This is a genomic window from Roseivirga sp. UBA1976 (assembly GCF_002336325.1).
Classification (GTDB): domain Bacteria; phylum Bacteroidota; class Bacteroidia; order Cytophagales; family Cyclobacteriaceae; genus Roseivirga; species Roseivirga thermotolerans.
In genome coordinates this window covers 18,644-35,009 of the sequence record NZ_DDDQ01000140.1, presented here as the reverse complement: position 1 = coordinate 35,009, position 16,366 = coordinate 18,644, and the positions used below count along the sequence as shown (strand labels likewise).

General features: G+C 41.5%; 16 protein-coding genes and 1 pseudogene. 9 read left to right on the top strand and 8 right to left on the bottom strand.

What is annotated here, in order from left to right; genetic code table 11:
- Nucleotides 1–1,407 (bottom strand): molecular chaperone DnaK (gene dnaK, locus B3763_RS13905; protein ID WP_286747346.1); only part of this gene is annotated, 1,407 nt, incomplete at its 3' end.
- Nucleotides 1,408–1,558: 151 nt separating this feature from the next.
- Between dnaK and B3763_RS13900 the strand changes: the two genes are divergently transcribed.
- From B3763_RS13900 to B3763_RS13885, 4 genes are all read left to right on the top strand, one after another.
- On the top strand, nucleotides 1,559–2,428 hold the full coding sequence (locus tag B3763_RS13900; protein WP_286747344.1) for a lysophospholipid acyltransferase family protein: 870 nt from the start codon (nucleotides 1,559–1,561) through the stop codon (nucleotides 2,426–2,428).
- A gap of 64 nt (nucleotides 2,429–2,492) precedes the next feature.
- Nucleotides 2,493–4,070 carry a peptide chain release factor 3 gene (locus B3763_RS13895; protein ID WP_189628437.1) on the top strand — a complete coding sequence of 526 codons (1,578 nt, stop codon included), beginning with the start codon at nucleotides 2,493–2,495 and terminating at the stop codon, nucleotides 4,068–4,070.
- Nucleotides 4,070–4,798 (top strand): RluA family pseudouridine synthase, encoded by a 729-nt coding sequence (locus B3763_RS13890; RefSeq protein WP_286747343.1) that lies wholly within the window; start codon nucleotides 4,070–4,072, stop codon nucleotides 4,796–4,798. Before B3763_RS13895 ends, B3763_RS13890 begins: the two co-directional genes overlap by 1 nt.
- A 158-nt stretch (nucleotides 4,799–4,956) precedes the next feature.
- Nucleotides 4,957–5,643, top strand: a complete 687-nt coding sequence (locus B3763_RS13885; RefSeq protein WP_286747341.1) for a hypothetical protein — start codon at nucleotides 4,957–4,959, stop codon at nucleotides 5,641–5,643.
- On the opposite strand, the gene B3763_RS13880 is transcribed toward B3763_RS13885, so the two are convergent.
- Nucleotides 5,635–5,856, bottom strand: coding sequence for a response regulator transcription factor (locus tag B3763_RS13880; protein WP_286747339.1), 222 nt, complete (start codon nucleotides 5,854–5,856; stop codon nucleotides 5,635–5,637). The genes B3763_RS13885 and B3763_RS13880 overlap by 9 nt on opposite strands.
- 339 nt (nucleotides 5,857–6,195) lie before the next feature.
- Between B3763_RS13880 and B3763_RS13875 the strand changes: the two genes are divergently transcribed.
- Nucleotides 6,196–6,897, top strand: a complete 702-nt coding sequence (locus B3763_RS13875; RefSeq protein ID WP_286747337.1) for an SIMPL domain-containing protein — start codon at nucleotides 6,196–6,198, stop codon at nucleotides 6,895–6,897.
- Between the two features lie 143 nt (nucleotides 6,898–7,040).
- On the opposite strand, the gene B3763_RS13870 is transcribed toward B3763_RS13875, so the two are convergent.
- From B3763_RS13870 to B3763_RS13855, 4 genes are all read right to left on the bottom strand, one after another.
- Complete coding sequence (locus tag B3763_RS13870; protein ID WP_286747335.1) at nucleotides 7,041–8,243, bottom strand: YncE family protein; 1,203 nt, start codon at nucleotides 8,241–8,243, stop codon at nucleotides 7,041–7,043.
- A 212-nt stretch (nucleotides 8,244–8,455) separates the two neighbouring features.
- Nucleotides 8,456–9,463 carry an ImmA/IrrE family metallo-endopeptidase gene (locus B3763_RS13865; RefSeq protein ID WP_286747333.1) on the bottom strand — a complete coding sequence of 336 codons (1,008 nt, stop codon included), beginning with the start codon at nucleotides 9,461–9,463 and terminating at the stop codon, nucleotides 8,456–8,458.
- A gap of 142 nt (nucleotides 9,464–9,605) precedes the next feature.
- On the bottom strand, nucleotides 9,606–10,907 hold the full coding sequence (locus tag B3763_RS13860; protein ID WP_286747331.1) for a 6-bladed beta-propeller: 1,302 nt from the start codon (nucleotides 10,905–10,907) through the stop codon (nucleotides 9,606–9,608).
- A gap of 309 nt (nucleotides 10,908–11,216) precedes the next feature.
- On the bottom strand, nucleotides 11,217–11,810 hold the full coding sequence (locus B3763_RS13855; RefSeq protein WP_286747329.1) for a 2OG-Fe(II) oxygenase: 594 nt from the start codon (nucleotides 11,808–11,810) through the stop codon (nucleotides 11,217–11,219).
- Nucleotides 11,811–12,278: 468 nt separating this feature from the next.
- On the opposite strand from B3763_RS13855, the gene B3763_RS13850 reads away from it, so the two are divergent.
- The 4 genes from B3763_RS13850 to B3763_RS13835 all read left to right on the top strand — a co-directional run bounded on the left by B3763_RS13850 (nucleotide 12,279) and on the right by B3763_RS13835 (nucleotide 15,686).
- The gene (locus B3763_RS13850) at nucleotides 12,279–12,497 is read left to right on the top strand and encodes a hypothetical protein (protein ID WP_286747327.1); all 219 of its coding nucleotides are present in this window, start codon (nucleotides 12,279–12,281) and stop codon (nucleotides 12,495–12,497) included.
- Nucleotides 12,498–13,046: 549 nt separating this feature from the next.
- Nucleotides 13,047–14,159 (top strand): 6-bladed beta-propeller, encoded by a 1,113-nt coding sequence (locus tag B3763_RS13845; RefSeq protein ID WP_286747325.1) that lies wholly within the window; start codon nucleotides 13,047–13,049, stop codon nucleotides 14,157–14,159.
- A gap of 32 nt (nucleotides 14,160–14,191) precedes the next feature.
- Nucleotides 14,192–14,782, top strand: coding sequence for a hypothetical protein (locus B3763_RS13840; RefSeq protein ID WP_286747324.1), 591 nt, complete (start codon nucleotides 14,192–14,194; stop codon nucleotides 14,780–14,782).
- A complete protein-coding gene (locus tag B3763_RS13835; protein ID WP_286747322.1) occupies nucleotides 14,772–15,686 on the top strand; it encodes a hypothetical protein in 915 nt (304 codons plus the stop codon). The genes B3763_RS13840 and B3763_RS13835 overlap by 11 nt, the downstream gene beginning before the upstream one ends.
- A 135-nt stretch (nucleotides 15,687–15,821) precedes the next feature.
- Here B3763_RS13835 and atpC read toward each other — a convergent pair whose 3' ends face one another.
- Both atpC and B3763_RS13825 read right to left on the bottom strand, forming a co-directional pair.
- Nucleotides 15,822–16,070 carry an ATP synthase F1 subunit epsilon gene (gene atpC, locus B3763_RS13830; RefSeq protein ID WP_189628445.1) on the bottom strand — a complete coding sequence of 83 codons (249 nt, stop codon included), beginning with the start codon at nucleotides 16,068–16,070 and terminating at the stop codon, nucleotides 15,822–15,824.
- Nucleotides 16,071–16,078: 8 nt separating this feature from the next.
- A pseudogene (locus tag B3763_RS13825) lies at nucleotides 16,079–16,366 on the bottom strand (F0F1 ATP synthase subunit beta); the annotation flags it as partial.

The following is a 16,366-nucleotide window of genomic DNA, read 5'->3' as shown; positions in this document are numbered from 1 at the left end:
TTCAATTTGAGGCACTCCTCTTGGGGCTGGTGGAATACCATCCAAGTGGAATCTACCAATGGTTCGGTTGTCTTTGGCCATAGGTCTTTCCCCCTGAAGCACATGAATTTCAACTGAAGGTTGGTTATCGGCCGCAGTAGAGAATACCTCCGATTTTTTAGCCGGAATGGTAGTGTTCGACTCAATAAGCTTAGTGAACACTCCGCCCATGGTTTCAATACCCAGTGAAAGTGGGGTAACATCGAGCAGAAGTACATCTTTTACCTCACCGGTTAAAACACCACCTTGAATAGCCGCACCAATGGCCACCACCTCATCGGGGTTAACTCCTTTAGAAGGCTTCTTTCCGAAGAATTTCTCAACTTCTTCCTGAATTTTAGGAATACGGGTAGAACCACCCACAAGAATTACCTCATCGATATCAGAAGTACTATAGCCAGCGTCTTCCAGAGCTTTCTTAACAGGCTCCATAGACCTCTTCACGAGGTTATCTGCCAACGCCTCGAATTTGGCTCTTGAAAGGGTTCTTACCAAGTGTTTCGGAATACCATCCACCGGCATAATGTATGGCAGGTTAATTTCTGTAGAGCTGGAAGAAGACAACTCAATTTTAGCCTTTTCGGCTGCCTCCTTGAGTCTTTGAAGAGCCATTGCGTCTTTTCTAAGATCTATGCCCTCATCTTTAAGGAACTCCTCGGCCAGCCAATCGATAATTACCTGATCAAAGTCATCACCACCCAGGTGTACATCACCGTTGGTAGACTTCACTTCAAATACACCATCGCCCAACTCAAGAATAGAGATATCGAAAGTACCGCCACCCAAATCGTAAACGGCAATTTTCTGATCCTTATCTTTTTTGTCTAAGCCATAAGCCAGAGCTGCGGCCGTTGGTTCGTTAATAATTCTCTTCACCTCCAAACCGGCAATCTGACCGGCCTCTTTGGTGGCCTGACGCTCTGCATCATTAAAATATGCCGGTACAGTAATTACTGCCTCTTTTACTTCTTGCCCTAAGAAATCTTCAGCTGTTGACTTCATTTTCTGAAGTATCATAGCCGAAATTTCCTGGGGAGTATATTTTCTGTCACCAATCTTTACCCGTACGGTGTCATTGCTTCCGGATTCAAGCTCGTAAGAAACGTTTTTTGTTTCTTCTCTCATTTCCGAAAACTTTTTACCCATAAATCGCTTCACTGAGCTGATTGTGTTTTTTGGGTTAGTGATGGCCTGGCGCTTGGCAGGATCACCCACTTTTCTCTCTCCATTACCATTATCCAAGAATGCCACAATTGATGGCGTGGTTCTTCTGCCTTCACTGTTTGGGATCACAACAGGCTCGTTACCTTCCATCACCGCAACACATGAATTGGTAGTACCTAAGTCTATTCCAATTATTTTTCCCATGATCTATCTATAAATATTTTCTAGTTCAAAATCCGCCACGTATGGAACAAGGGTTATGCCAATTGATTTTTTGTGACAGACGGTGACACATTGACAGAAAATAGAGCCAGGTGCAGAAAGATATGCTGACAATGGTTAGTTTTGAACCCAAATGATGAGGCTCTTCTATTATCTGTTTTTAAAACCTGTCTCCTTACTACCCTGGCCACTGCTATATGCCTTCTCCGATTTTGCATATTTGTTACTCTTCCGTGTATTCAGGTACCGTTCCAAAATAGTAACCAACAATCTTAAACGCTCATTTCCGGGTATTTCCGAAGAAAAGCTAAAAGAAATAAGAAGTGGATTCTACCACCATTTCTTCGATGGTCTTTTCGAAACCTTCAAAACCTTCTCCATGACCAACGAGGAGGCACTGGCCCGTTTTAGGGTTATAAACCCCGATGTAGCAGACCGCTATCAGGCCGAAGGACGCAGTGTAATTATGGTAGGCGGACATTATAACAACTGGGAGTATTTGGCCATGTCAGTCAATGCCTGTATGGCCATGCAAACAGCCGGAATTTACCAGCGCATAAAAAGTAAATTCTTCGAGAAGAAGATTCTTGAAAGTCGCAAAAAATTTGGAATGCAGCTGTTCTCCCGAAGCCAGGTACAACAGGGCGCACTGGACAACTGCTCCACTCCTTTGGCTATTTTCTTTGCCATAGACCAATCGCCAACCCTGGCTAAGAAGGTATACTGGACTACATTTTTAAATCAGGAAACGGCTGTGGCTTTTGGCCCAGAAAAATTTGCCCGGAAGCTCAACGCTCCAGTGGTTTATTTCCAAATAGACAAGATAAAGCGCGGCTACTATGAGGCCACTTTCAAACTTTTGACAGAAAACCCACTGGATGAGCCGCATGGCGCCATTACTGAAATGCATACTCAGGCACTGGAGCAAACCATATTGAACGAACCCAAATATTGGCTATGGAGCCATAAGCGCTGGAAAAGAAAGCGCAAACCCGGTGAATGACATTTCTTACTTCCTTGTGCCAAGCAGTATAATTTAAGTACTTTTGCACCTCAATTTCAACGAGATGAGTTTAGCGCAGGAGATAGAAAAACGGAGAACCTTCGGCATTATCAGTCACCCCGATGCGGGAAAGACCACTCTTACGGAAAAGCTGTTGCTTTTTGGAGGTGCCATTCAAAAAGCCGGAGCCGTAAAATCGAGCAAGATTGATATGCATGCCCGCTCCGACTGGATGGAGATTGAAAAACAGAGAGGTATATCTGTGGCCACCTCGGTAATGGCCTTTGAATATGAAGGCACTAAAATAAACCTGCTCGACACCCCCGGTCACCAAGACTTTGCCGAAGACACCTACAGAACCCTTACCGCAGTAGATTCTGTAATAATGGTGGTAGACTGTGTTAAAGGCGTAGAGATTCAGACTGAAAAACTGATGGAAGTATGCCGCATGCGAAGCACTCCCGTAATTTCTTTCATTAACAAACTAGACCGTGAAGGAAAAGACCCTTATGACCTGCTCGATGAAATTGAAGGCAAACTGAATATTGAGGTGCACCCACTAAGCTGGCCCATTGGTATGGGAAAAAGCTTTCAGGGTGTTTATAGCCTCTATGATAAAAGCCTAAGGCTGTTTAAAGGCGGACAACAACTGCACGAAGAGGCCACCAAGTTCTCTGACATTAATTCGCCTGAACTGGAGAAAATTATTGGCGAACGCTATGCCCAACAGTTGAGAGAAGATGTTGAAATGCTCACCGAGCTTTACGGCCCACTGAATGTAGATGATTACCTGAGTGGTAAGGTGGCCCCCGTCTTTTTTGGCTCAGCTGTGAATAATTTTGGAGTGAAGGAGTTGCTAGACACCTTTCTAAAGATTTCTCCTAATCCAAAACCGAGAAAATTAGATGACGAACTGGTAGAACCTACCGACAAAGAGTTTTCAGGCTTTGTATTTAAGATACACGCCAACATGGATCCAAAACACCGAAACCGCATCGCCTTCTTGCGCATTTGCTCAGGTAAGTTTGAAAGAGGATCCAACTACTATCATACCCGGCAAGACAAGAAATTTCGCATATCGCAAGCCACTGCCTTTATGGCACAAGATAAAGAAACCATAGATGAGGCTTACCCGGGTGATATTATTGGTCTGTATGACACGGGTAACTTTAAAATTGGCGATACACTTACCAATGGCCGAAAAGGGGTTTACAGAGGCATACCTGCTTTTTCTCCCGAAATTTTCCGAGAGGTAATCAATAAAGACGCCATGAAAACCAAGCAGTTGGAAAAAGGACTCAACCAACTGATGGATGAAGGCGTAGCCCAGTTGTTCAACTTTGAACTGGGCTCAAGAAAAGCAGTAGGCGTGGTTGGACAACTTCAGTTCGAAGTAATTCAATACCGGCTAAAGCATGAATATGGGGCATCGGTAGAGTTTGCCCCCATGCAGCTCTATAAGGCTTGCTGGATTTCTTCCAAAGACCCGAAAAAGCTCAACGAGTTCATTAACTCCAAGCAAAGACACATTGCGCGAGACAAAGACGGGAAACTCGTGTTTATGGCCGAATCTAAAGCATGGTTGCAAATGGTTCAGGATAATTTTCCCGATATTCAGTTCCACTTTACCAGCGAATTCTAATGGAAAAGATAGTACAACCATTATACGAAGACAATCACCTGCTGATTGTGAACAAACCGGCAGGCTATCTGGTACAAGGAGACAGTACCGGAGACAAAACCCTCTTAGACTATTGCAAAGAATACATTGCCGAAAAGTATAATAAACCAGGGGCGGTGTTTTTGCATCCTGTTCACCGGCTCGATCGTCCGGTTAGCGGGGTATTGGTTTTTGCCCGCACCTCTAAAGCACTGGAGAGGATGAATAAAATTTTTGCCAGCCGAAAAGTGCAAAAAACTTACTGGGCCGTGGTGAAAAAAAGACCCAGCCAAAATAAAGGCAAGCTGGTGAGTTGGCTAAAGAAAGACGGCCTGAAGAATACCGTTAGGGCCTATGCTGAACCGGTAGAGGGATCGCAAAAGGCCGAAACTAATTTTAGGGTCATGGGCAAACTGAATAATCACTACCTCATAGAACTTGAACCTTTAACAGGCCGGCCACATCAGCTCAGGGTACATATGGCAGAGTTTGGTTGTCCCATTCGCGGAGATTTAAAGTATGGGTTCCCCAAACCCAATCCGGACAAAAGTATCAACCTGCATGCCCGAAGGCTCTACTTTGAACATCCGGTAAAAAAAGAACCACTTATTATTATGGCCGGGCTGCCCAACGATCAGTTCTGGGAGCAATTTCTTACGCTGGATGACGTAAAGGTGAAGGACAAATACATAAACAACATGTTTTCCTAAGCGACTCCCTTTAGAGTATTCAATACCCAAGCAGGCGCTTTGGCAACACCTTCGCACACAGGGAAGCCCACCCACAACTCATTGCCAAAATCTATCCTGAATAGGTTTTGGCAACCATGATGTTTCAAACATCCATTATCTTAGTTTCAAAAGCCCGAATGAAAAAGACTCTTCGTATAGCCAGCATTGCCTTTGTAGCCCTTATTGCCCTGCTTTTTGTTTTCTATCTCTTGAAAAACGAAAAAGAGCCCGAGGGGCAAACAGGCCCTGAGGCCGATGAGCTGGCTATGAAAATGATGGAGTCGTTGAATTATGAGGCCTGGCAAAATACTACCCACATTGGCTGGACTTTTAAAGGTATTCACCACTACGAATGGAACAGGCAAGAGCACATTGTGAATGTGCAGTGGGACGAGCACGAGGTGATACTAAACCCTACGGATAAATCGGGGATAGTACAGAGTGGTGAAAACTGTTCTTCACAGCAGATCAACGAATTGATTGAAACGGCCTGGAATTTCTTTAACAACGACAGCTTCTGGCTTTGTGCTCCGTTTAAGGCCTTTGACCCGGGTACGGAGAGGAGCATTGTACAACTTAAAGATGGTCGGCAGGGTCTAAAAGTCACATATACCTCAGGCGGCTCTACTCCGGGTGACTCTTATGTATGGATTCTGGATGAAAACAATCGGCCAACATCAGTCAAAATGTGGGTTTCCATTTTGCCATTGGGTGGAATGGAGTTCACCTGGGAGAATTATAAGACTATTGCCTCTGGTGCTATGATTGCTCAGGATCATTTTCTGTATGGAAGTGTGAATATTACCATCGATAGTCTACGCTAAATCGGGGCAATTCAGAATCTTATGCCATCGATGTAGCCATAGCATATGGCTTTTAGAATCAATCCAGCCATATTCTTTACCTGAACACTTAGCCAGTAAATTGTCGCGGTGTCCCTCAACTGTTTTTTCGCTAATACACAGCTTCTCCGCAATCTGACGCGTGGTAAGCTCTTCGGCAATCAAATCAAGAACTTCCTTCTCTCGCCTACTCACGTCTATCACCGGTTTTTTTGTTGGGCTTTCGAATAAATCTTAGCCACAAGCTGTGATCTTCACAGCGTCTTTTAACAACCATTTGTGAAGACACAAATGGCCTCTATTAGGCACTAAGTCACTGTCGATTTCAATCACTCCATTTAACCCTTCCCATGGTTATTCTTCAGAATCCCATTGGTGTGGAGCCCAGATCGGTAGGAGGAAATTCTGGCATGAGCTCCTGGCAACCTATTTAGCAAGAGGACTCACAACTGCAGGTAGGTAAATGGTTTTTAAATGGCCCGTTCCAACCAAAACTGGCAGAATAATTGTCTATCTCAAATAAAACTGAATCCTATGAAAAAGTATACAATAAGCCTAATATTCTTATTCGCAGCCTTTTTAGTACAGGCACAAGATTCCAAAAACTTTATTGACCAGAACTACATTGAAGTAACCGGAGTCGCTTTCAAAGAAGTAACACCAGACGAAATTTACCTGTCTGTTCAACTCAACGAAAAGGACAACAAAGGCAAAGAATCGTTAGAAACTCTGGAACGAAAAATGCTGCGCACCCTGGAGAAATTAGGCATTGACCTAAAAGAACAAGTTACGCTCAAGGACCTCACCAGCAACTTCCAATTCTACTTTTTAAGACGAACCGATGTGTTTGCCTCAAAAGAATATACTGTACAAGTGAAAACAGCGGCCCAGGCCGGAGAAGTAATCAGCCATTTGGCCGATATCGGTATTTCTAATATTGGCCTTGAACGCGTGTCATATTCTAAAGAAGACGAATTGAAAATGGAGGTTAAACTGATGGCTCTTACAAATGCCCGGCAAAAGGCCTCCATGCTTGTAAACGCTCTAGACAGACAACTTGGCACTGTACTTCATATTCAGGACTACGACAACCCCGGCATTTCCAGACCAAGAGCATATGAAATGAAAATCGATGCAAATTCAGATGCTCTATACGGATCAAGAGCGGCCGATGCCATTGCCTTTGATAAGCTGAGGGTAGAAACCAGTATTCAAGTAAAATTCGCCATCGATTAGCATAAAAAGAGGCTGTCTCAAAAGCTACTATTTTCGTCATTCCCCGCTTGACTGGGAATCTCTTTCGGGCTACAGAGTTAGTTTGGGGAGATTCCCGATCGCTGTCGGGAATGACAGTTAGCTTTTGAGACAGCCTCACTTAATTAGTGGGCTTCTTCATCCTGTGCCACACTTCCCAATAGAGCTATTCTGGCCGGTTTACCCGGTAAGTTAAGTTCTTTAGCAAGCTCCAACGTTTCCATATCATAAACACTCAGCTTACCTTCAATTCCATTGGTTATATACAAAAACTCCTCTGAGGCTGAAAAAACCGGGTTGCCCACAGAACCACTGGCCGGAAAATCGATAGGTAATACCTTTGAACTGAGCGTCTGAAACGACTGCCCATCAAGCACCTTCACTAAACCATCGGAGTAAATCACTACCAGCCGCTCCCCGTGCCAGTCATATGCAACTCCATAGAGTTTGCTACTTTCTTCTATGGTCTTTATTTCGCCTGCTTCGAGGTCAATTTCGTAGAGGCCAGTTCGGGAGCGCACCCCAATAAACTTACCACTCGCTTCGCCATAGAGAACCGTGCCAATCCATCCGGTTCCAAACGAAGCCGGGTTCGGAATAACCCGTTGCGCCCCATCATCATCTACCTGTAAAATACCTTCTCTACAACCAAAAAGCACCGTTTCTCCATTTCCGGCCTCACCATGTATACCTCCTGTCTGAATGGTTGACGCATGAAGTAAATTACCCTGCATGTCTACAATCTTCACTCGCTCCGGCAAGGTACCCGCCACGGAGCCATCTTTTTCCGTTACTGCAATTGTACCGTTCTTAAACAAAGCAGGAGCACCGTGATGTGCCACTCCCACGCTAAAGTTTCGGGTAGTAGGTGCCGTATGCAAGGTACTTTCTTTAGCGTGATCTATTGTGCCATCACCATCGTTGAAAATGAGCATATCATCTCCTCGGCCGTAAAAGTGAACCGGCCTTGAACCTTGAGCTTTGGTTAGAGCCCATTTAGGAGAGCCTTTAATGTGGGCATGATCGTCATGAGCCTCTACTCCGCTATCGAAAAAAGAAACCAAATTATCGTCTGTGTTAATTACAGCCGCGAAGCGCTTACCGGGGCTGGTATAAAGTCGACCGGCTGCAAACTGCCCGGCATGGACTTCAATTTTATTGGTTTTAGGGTTAAGAAAATAATAGTCCGGTTTATCCTGGTCGGAAAGTAACACTCTGATAAACGGACTCTCATCTACAATTGGATTCGGCTGCTCAGAATCATCGTCCTGACAGGCACTAAATACCAGAAAAAGGGCAGCTAAATAAAGAATAGGTTTTTTAAACATGTTGTTCTTAGGTTTTATAAATGCAACTATGTTGCAAACATAATTAAACAACACTAATGCAACTATGTTGCATTTAACAATTCGTCAAAAATTTATCCGAAAGGCCAATTCAGACCTGACCCGCTTGCTCATCGCAAAATTTTTTGGGACTAAACTGAGTGTAGAGGCAGAGTTTTGCCTGTAATAGTCAACTCTTCAAAGCTTGAATACTTCTACCAATTAGGATCAATGGGCGGCACTCCCTTAAATCGCACAACTTTATCTCCGTAAATGGGATCGTAATAATGGCCGTTATTCTGGTAGTCTTCATTCCAAACTTTACTCCCATCTGCATCGAACGTATAGATGAATGGAGAAAGAAGCAACCTTTCCAAGTGCCATCTTCCCTCTTTACCGGAAGGTATTTCTTCACCATTTCCGTAGAGCATCAGGCCGCCATCGGCATAAACTTCATGGCCCGGATGTGTTTCTCTATATTCATGGCTCACGTTCATGAGCTTATGGCCTAACTCATGGGCTATGGTTCTTCTACTGCGGTCTCCTCTAGAGAGGTTAGAAATGGTGATCACTCCTCTCAGATGGCGCGGCAGGTTTTTACCGTAGGAATAGGTTGGAAAAGACAGTCCCCCTGTGCGGACAGACTTCACTGTCCAGTTTCTCCCTTCCGACACCTCCAAAAACGGGTAGAAAACATCTTGAAGAGCGATAAGGTAAATGGTCCGGTCATTCTGTGAGTCGGGCTCTACAATAGCATCGAACGCTTCGCGGGCATGCCCGGTAAGCCTGGCCGGGTGTCGCTCCATATGTTCATAGGTATTTACATACTCAGTTACCGGCACCCCGGGAACTTCATTGGCTTGAATAGCCAAATAAGAAGGGTCTATTTCTCCGGTTTTTACAAACAACAGATTTAACTGCAGGCCTGTTGGTTTGTAGATTTCTTTGGCAGCCAAAAAACTCTCCAGCATAGAGGCCATGGTCACCTTCTTATAATCGGGATCGAAATTAGAAGGAAAGTAAATCCCTACGTCTACGGTTGGTTTGCCCGCCTCAATATCCGCATTTATCCGATCTAACGACAGAGTGTCTAGTTCCTGCCACTTTACCAGTGACGCTGTGGCCGGCCTGACCTCCTTAGTACCGGAGTCACCGGACTGGCAAGAAGATAAAGTCACGCAAATGATTAAAAGAAATAGAAGCGGAAGTTTTTTAGCATTCATTCTACCAAGTTAAAAACGCATCTGAAAATCCGAAATCTAAATTATCTATATGGCGGCCCGGCCAACCAAGCTACTACGGACAATGTAAGGCTCTTATCCGCTTGAATCAAGTAGAACAAGGATAACAACTCTTAAAAAAAATCTATTGACCAATTGCTTCCGGAAGCGAATATTTCATCAGGTAAAATCCATCCATATCATCAAAAGTCTTTTCTACCAGCATTGTCTTTTGATCCAGAAAAATACCTGTGTTAAATTCAGAGGGTAGCTTAATCAACTCTTCTTTGCCACTTTCCAAATTATAAATTAACCAATACCGATCTCGTCTGTGAACAAAGGCTTTGTAGTTCATCCGATCTTCATTAACCTGTTGCTTGGTGGGAAATTTCGGCAAGAAGTCACTTTGATCTGAGGGTTTAGAAAATTGCACAATGACTAAATCATCTAAGACCTGAAGATTAGTAATATATAGGTTGCTATAAGCATTTTTGTTTCGATAGTAAACCAGGTCATAATAGTCCTTAGGGGTATTCATGAGAAAATCCGAACCCTTTTTATTCCTTTTAATCTGAGAGAGAACCTTGGACTTTATTTTCTCCTCAACTTGGAAATCCTCATTTAAGACGTAAACACAATCTGAAAACGAAAATGTCAAATAAGTTTTATTCCCTATTCTTTGGAACATAGGGTATAGATCGAACCAGAATATTTTATCCTCATTTAAACTCTCTTGTACCTCTGGAAAAACTTCGTAAGGCATTACTGCTTCTGCCGAAATAATTTTCTGCTGATATTCGCTAATTTCAAAGCGTCCGATAGTATAGGTGTTTTCATAGTATGCTTTGGTAAACTCACTATGTAACGTACTACCAACGGCAATGGTCAAGTAAAATTTACCATCTTCATCTTTTTCTGTAAAATGAAATGAAGTACGTGGAGCACGAAAAAAATTAGGCAAAGCTTGAAAAAGCCTTAAAGAGTATCGAAAATTTGCCTCTTCATCATAGACAAACAGCATAAAGGCATTTCCACTGGTAAGCACATATATTCCGCCATCAACACTCTGCCATACCGATGCATAGTTGCCCACCGGAATTTCACCTGGACCATTCCCCCTACGGGTAATCTGCCTAATGAACTTGCCAGTGGTATCGGTAACACTCACATTTAAGCCGGACCACCCCATTATAAATAATCTATTGCTTAAATATTGCTCGCGGTCGAGCTTCGGAATATAGTCATAGTAAGAATCGTTGTGAATATCAATTAAGACACTATCCCTTGCAACAGGTTGCAAAAAGTCGACTTCCGTATCAACTAAGGTTTGTTCTTCAATGGCTCGTTCCTCCGGGTTTCTGGAACAAGAGAAGAAGGACAGGGAAAATAAAATAGCTCCCCGAATCATAATAATACTTACTACCCTTATGGACAACTTAACATCCATACATTACATTAGTGTAATTTGTAAAGATTCCCCATTTACTCATAATTCAATAAATTATCTTGATTTGATTAATCATAGTCCCAGTCAATATCATTCCTTCAGTAGCCCATAGGCGTGGCTGGCATAGTTCTGATGCAATTGAGCTTTTTAGAATCGAATTAAACACTTCAACGCCACGCGATGAACATATATTTTTCTATAGATAGCTGAATGGTCTCACTAGTCCCAAGAAAAGGTGATTCTTACAGCATCATAGCTCATGTTAAAGTATAAGTGCTGCGTTAAAACGTGGTAGTTCATAAGCCAAAGCTATCTATATGGCGGCCCTGCCAACCAAGCTACTACGGACTGTCTAAGACCTTGGGTGATTGGAGTTACTCTATGAAGTATAAAGGAGGGAAATATTACTACAGTTCCCTTAGTTCTGGGTACACTTACTGCATTCTGATTGATCATGAACTGAAGGTCTCCACCTTCATATTCCTCAGAACCGGATAACTGAACTGAAATACTCAACTTTCGATGCGAGATTTCACCGGCACCAAAATCCATGTGCCAATCAAAGAAGTCGCCAACACCGTATCTGGCCAGTTGGAGCTCATGGTGAAAGCCGAGCAAATCATACCCATATCGTTCATGGTTGCACCGTATGCCTAACTCTCCCAGCCTATGGTAAAGCCAAATACTATCTGGTTGTTCCTTAACAAAGGTTACCTTGGTCTTCCGTAGTGTGTCATCTGTTCCTTCCTTAGCTCCACTCAGCGTAGCCTTTTCCTCATTCTCAGAGTCCCACATGCTTTTTATTCTCTCTATGTCACTAGCGGTAAAGAACCCTTCATAATAGACAATCTCTGAAAAATTAGGTCTTGTGGGTTGGTTAAATGGAAATACTATGGGGTTCATGGATGTTTGTCAAAATCAAATGAATTCAAGGTAAGTATTATGAACTAAACACTAAAGTGCCATCTCAATCAGAATACATAGGGCACTAAATAATTTTATAAAAACATTAAACCATTAATCCATATATTATTAATACAATAGTTTTATAACAATCAAATTGATATTTATACTCATTGAATAAAATTATATCATATATTTTAATAATTAAAATTGATATTATATAATCGAATTATTATATTAATTAAAACTATCAGTTCATTTGCAAATGACTCGTACGCGGTACACTTTTCATTAAGGTGTTTGCCCTTAAGGGATTTTACAATCAAGGATTACAGCCTTAAATTTTTGGAACCTTTGAGCATTACGCATTCATCCAAATTGAAAATGTCTGCTCAATGATCAAAGAAAAGAGTTCCATTGTAAGGACCAATAGGCAGTGTCCTAAAAACAAAAATTAAACTTATAGAAATGAAAAAACTGTTTTCACTATTGTTTGTAGTTGCTCTTATCAGCTCTCTTATTTCAATTAAAGCTTCCGCTCAGCAAGATGAAGATGACGGAATTGTGTGTGGCACGGATGTATGTGTAGTTGACGAAGCCAAAAATCGTTTTTTGGCAAGAGGATGTAAGTCCAAACCAGATTTTGATTGTGTCGTTGGAGGCCCCGGACTTCCTAGTGTAGGCTAATAAAGTCTGATTGCAATACCTGTGTAGACTGCTAAACTATCCATGTTCCAAAAGCCAACAACAATCGAGCTTTAATCTTTTCATCAAATAGGAATTACAGATTCGATACTTATGAGTTAAGTAAAGCTTAAATTATGGAAGAAACGGAAGTTTCTCAAAATAGCCAGACCTCAAGAGTAGCAGGCATTATAAAGTAACATTTCAAACCAAAAAAATAACCAATATGAAAAGACGTCATAAACTATTAGTAGTTCCGGCATTAATATTATTTACTATATCCTCAATACTAGTCTCTAATGAGTCTAAGGCTCAAACGGATGATGGCATAACATGTGGGGAAACCGTCTGTGTGGTGGATGAAGCAAAAAACAGATTCTTAGCCAGAGGATGTAAATCAAAACCTGACTTCGATTGCGTGGTTGGTGGCCCTGGCCTACCAGACATTCCAATTGGAGTATTCTAGACAGTGTATAGGGAGCCATTATGGCTCCCTTACTATCTTTTGACCATAGACTACTTATCTACTATATGAACCAACAAAGTAAGTTAATGCAATCTGCCGGACTCATTTTTCTTTTTGTCTTGTACGGATGTATCTCTAAGCCCAATGACTATAAGGTAAAGGAAGTCCCCCTAATTCCAACAGAAGCTCAAAAAGCCAATTTAAATGATGTATTCCCAGAGTTTAGCCTTGTTAATATTCAAGTTCCAGACAGTATTTTCTTCGGAAATATTGAACAAATCAAATCGGATAGTAAACGTATCTATTTGCTTGATCCATTTCAGTCTAAATCCATTACAATTCTCGACAAAAACGGAAATTTTATAAATCAGCTGAAGAAAGTTGGAAGGGGACCAGGTGAGTACGTCTCACCTTACGCTTTTACTATTGACACTGACAAGGACGTACTAATTCTCTACGATAGGGGTAAGCTGGAGTTCTTAAAATATCAGCTACCTTCCCTTGATTTCATTGAAAGTACCCAAAGGAATACTTTATTAATGAATTTCGAATTATTAGATAATGATAATATTCTTGCAATTCGGGATGACTCCAAGAATAAAAGGGAGCTTTACGGCCTTGAAATCTGGAATAATCAATTCGAGACCATCAATGCAGAAATCTCAGAGATGCAGAATGCCGTAATAGAGTTATCCTATCATAGTACATTAGGCAGAGAAGGAAGAAAAACCCTTTACGCTCACCCATTCACAGGGCTTATAAGTAGAGTTGAAAGTGAAGGATTGACCCCATTATATGATTTGGCATTTGATGATTGGGAGGTACCCCAAGAGCTTTATAGCCTTGAAGAAGCAGTTAGGTTTGAGGAGGCTCTCACTAGAGACAAATATGTACTTTGGATCCGGTTCCCCATAATAACAGAAGAAACTCTCAATTATTGGTACATGTATGGTTCGAGTATAGATGATTACCATTTCATGACTCATGATTTAAAGAATTCAAATCAGATCAATTACTCGGAAATCACTTTCCCAGGTACCTCTCTGAAAATACCTATGCCATTGGGTATAGTAGATAATTCATATGCTACACTAGTTTGGCCGGAGAGTATCGAAATTGAGAACATACCCAACGAGTACAAAGAGGTATTCCAAATGAGTCTCAACAATGAACTTCCAATGCTATTATATCTAAAATGAAAAAAACGAAAGCACTTTTAACAATTCTAGTATTGATAGTTCTAGGACTGTCCACCTATTGCGGGCAGTTGATAATCGCACGAGAAAAAAACAAAGAGGATAAAGAAACCAGCAATCGTACTATAGAAAGACAGACCAATCTCATATCCGACTATCAGGTTATTCAGTTGTATAACTGGATGATTGGCTTTGATTCATTGAATAACATCGATGTTAAATCTCTGTACGAGACCAACAAAAGCATCAAGCTTTTTGACCTTATTACTCAACCTAAAGCTATACTTGTCATTGAAGACGGTATGTGTGAGGCATGTATTCAAAAAGAGCTTCTTAATATAAAAAAAGTAGCTCAGACCATGGGGTTCGAGAATATCATACTTCTCCTAAAGGGATATACCAGAAGGTACCTAGCCAATTCCGATGAGTTCCAGGATTGGAAGGGTAATATTTACCAGGTTGATGATTGGATAACCACTAATCATGGAAATCTATCGGGCACCCCTTGCCTTCTTATTGTCGATAGGTCAAAGAAAATACGCGGGGTTTATCATGCTTTGAAAAGTACGAATGAAAATTTTGAGTTTTTTATTAGTGCACTAAAACAGAATCTCCATGCCCTTTAAAGCTTCTTTCATATATCTTTTAGTAGTAATATGCCTAAATTCTCAAGCTCAAAATTTAGAGATAAACGGTGTTTTAAGAGAAACTGGCACAACCAATGGTATACCTTATGCAACCATAATTGATATCACCACCAATAAATATGGTACTACCTCTAATGTCAATGGCACATTTAGTCTTGTACTTCCGAAAGACTCTGAAAATAACTTGATATATATCAGCTCACTTGGTTTTAAAGATACAACTCTTGTAATCAGCGAACTGCTGAAGCACGATATCATCTACTTACAACCTAAAAGCTATGACCTACCTGATTTTATTGTATCCTCAACTAAAAGTAAGGAGATTAAAATTGGTGATTCGCAAGCTTCAATTGCCCAGCAAGATGGTAAAACCAAGGGTTATCAGGCAAGTTCAGGGTTTTCTTGGGGGGCATACTTTAAAACTCAAAATAAAGACACTAATGCCCTGCTAGAGTCTATCGATATATATATTGGTAATACAGGTTTTCCGGAAGCTCCTCTTATGTTAAGGTTTTTTGAGTTTAAGGGAGATTTCGAATTCTTTAGGAGTCAACCTCGTAGCACATTTAATGACCTACACAACGAACCAATAATAATCAATGCTGAAAAGAGTGGTTGGCTTCACACTAATATTTCAGCTTTCAATATTCGTATCCCCGATGGAGGACTTTATTGCCTTTTCACTCCGCTCGATAAAGGAAGTAAATACATTTATGAAACAGAACAAGGTTTAAAATATGGTGCTAGTATAGGCATATATGCCGAAATGAATTCAGGAAAGAACATATATCCTGTCTTTCAAGATAAAGATAAATTAACCGTAGTTAAACGAACAAATGCTCCTTCACCAGCTGTATCAATCGTATTTATAAGAGAAAATTGATAATCACTATGTGAAAATCCTCCAAAATTCTGATACCACCTTAAACCCATAATAAGCTTTCAGTCATCAAGGTGACCAAACAAAAAAACCCGACCATTACTGATCAGGGTTTTTCAAAATCTATTTATTTAGACCTTACTCTTCGATTACTGATTCGGCCAGTACCACCACTTTGTTGTTGAGTACTTCAACCACTCCACCGTCAATAATAACTACATCTTCTTTGCCGGAGGCTTTAATTGTTAGTTTACCTCTGCCCAGTGCAGAAATCATTGGGGCGTGTCCGCTTAATACCTGAAACTCACCATCGCTTCCGGGAAAAGTTACCGCATTGGCTTCTCCTTCGAAAACCTTCTTATCGGGTGTTACAACTTCTAATAGCATAGCCACAATTATTTAGCAGCTTCGGCCAACAGTCTTTCTCCTTTAGCTCGGGCTTCTTCAATGGTACCTACCAGGTTGAAAGCCGCCTCAGGAAGATCATCGTGCTTACCATCGAGGATTTCGTTGAATCCTTTGATGGTATCTTTAATATCAACCAATACTCCTTTAAGACCGGTAAATTGCTCGGCTACGTGGAATGGTTGAGAAAGGAATCGCTGCACTCTTCTGGCTCTTGAAACTACAAGCTTATCTTCATCAGAAAGCTCGTCCATACCAAGAATAGCAATAATATCCTG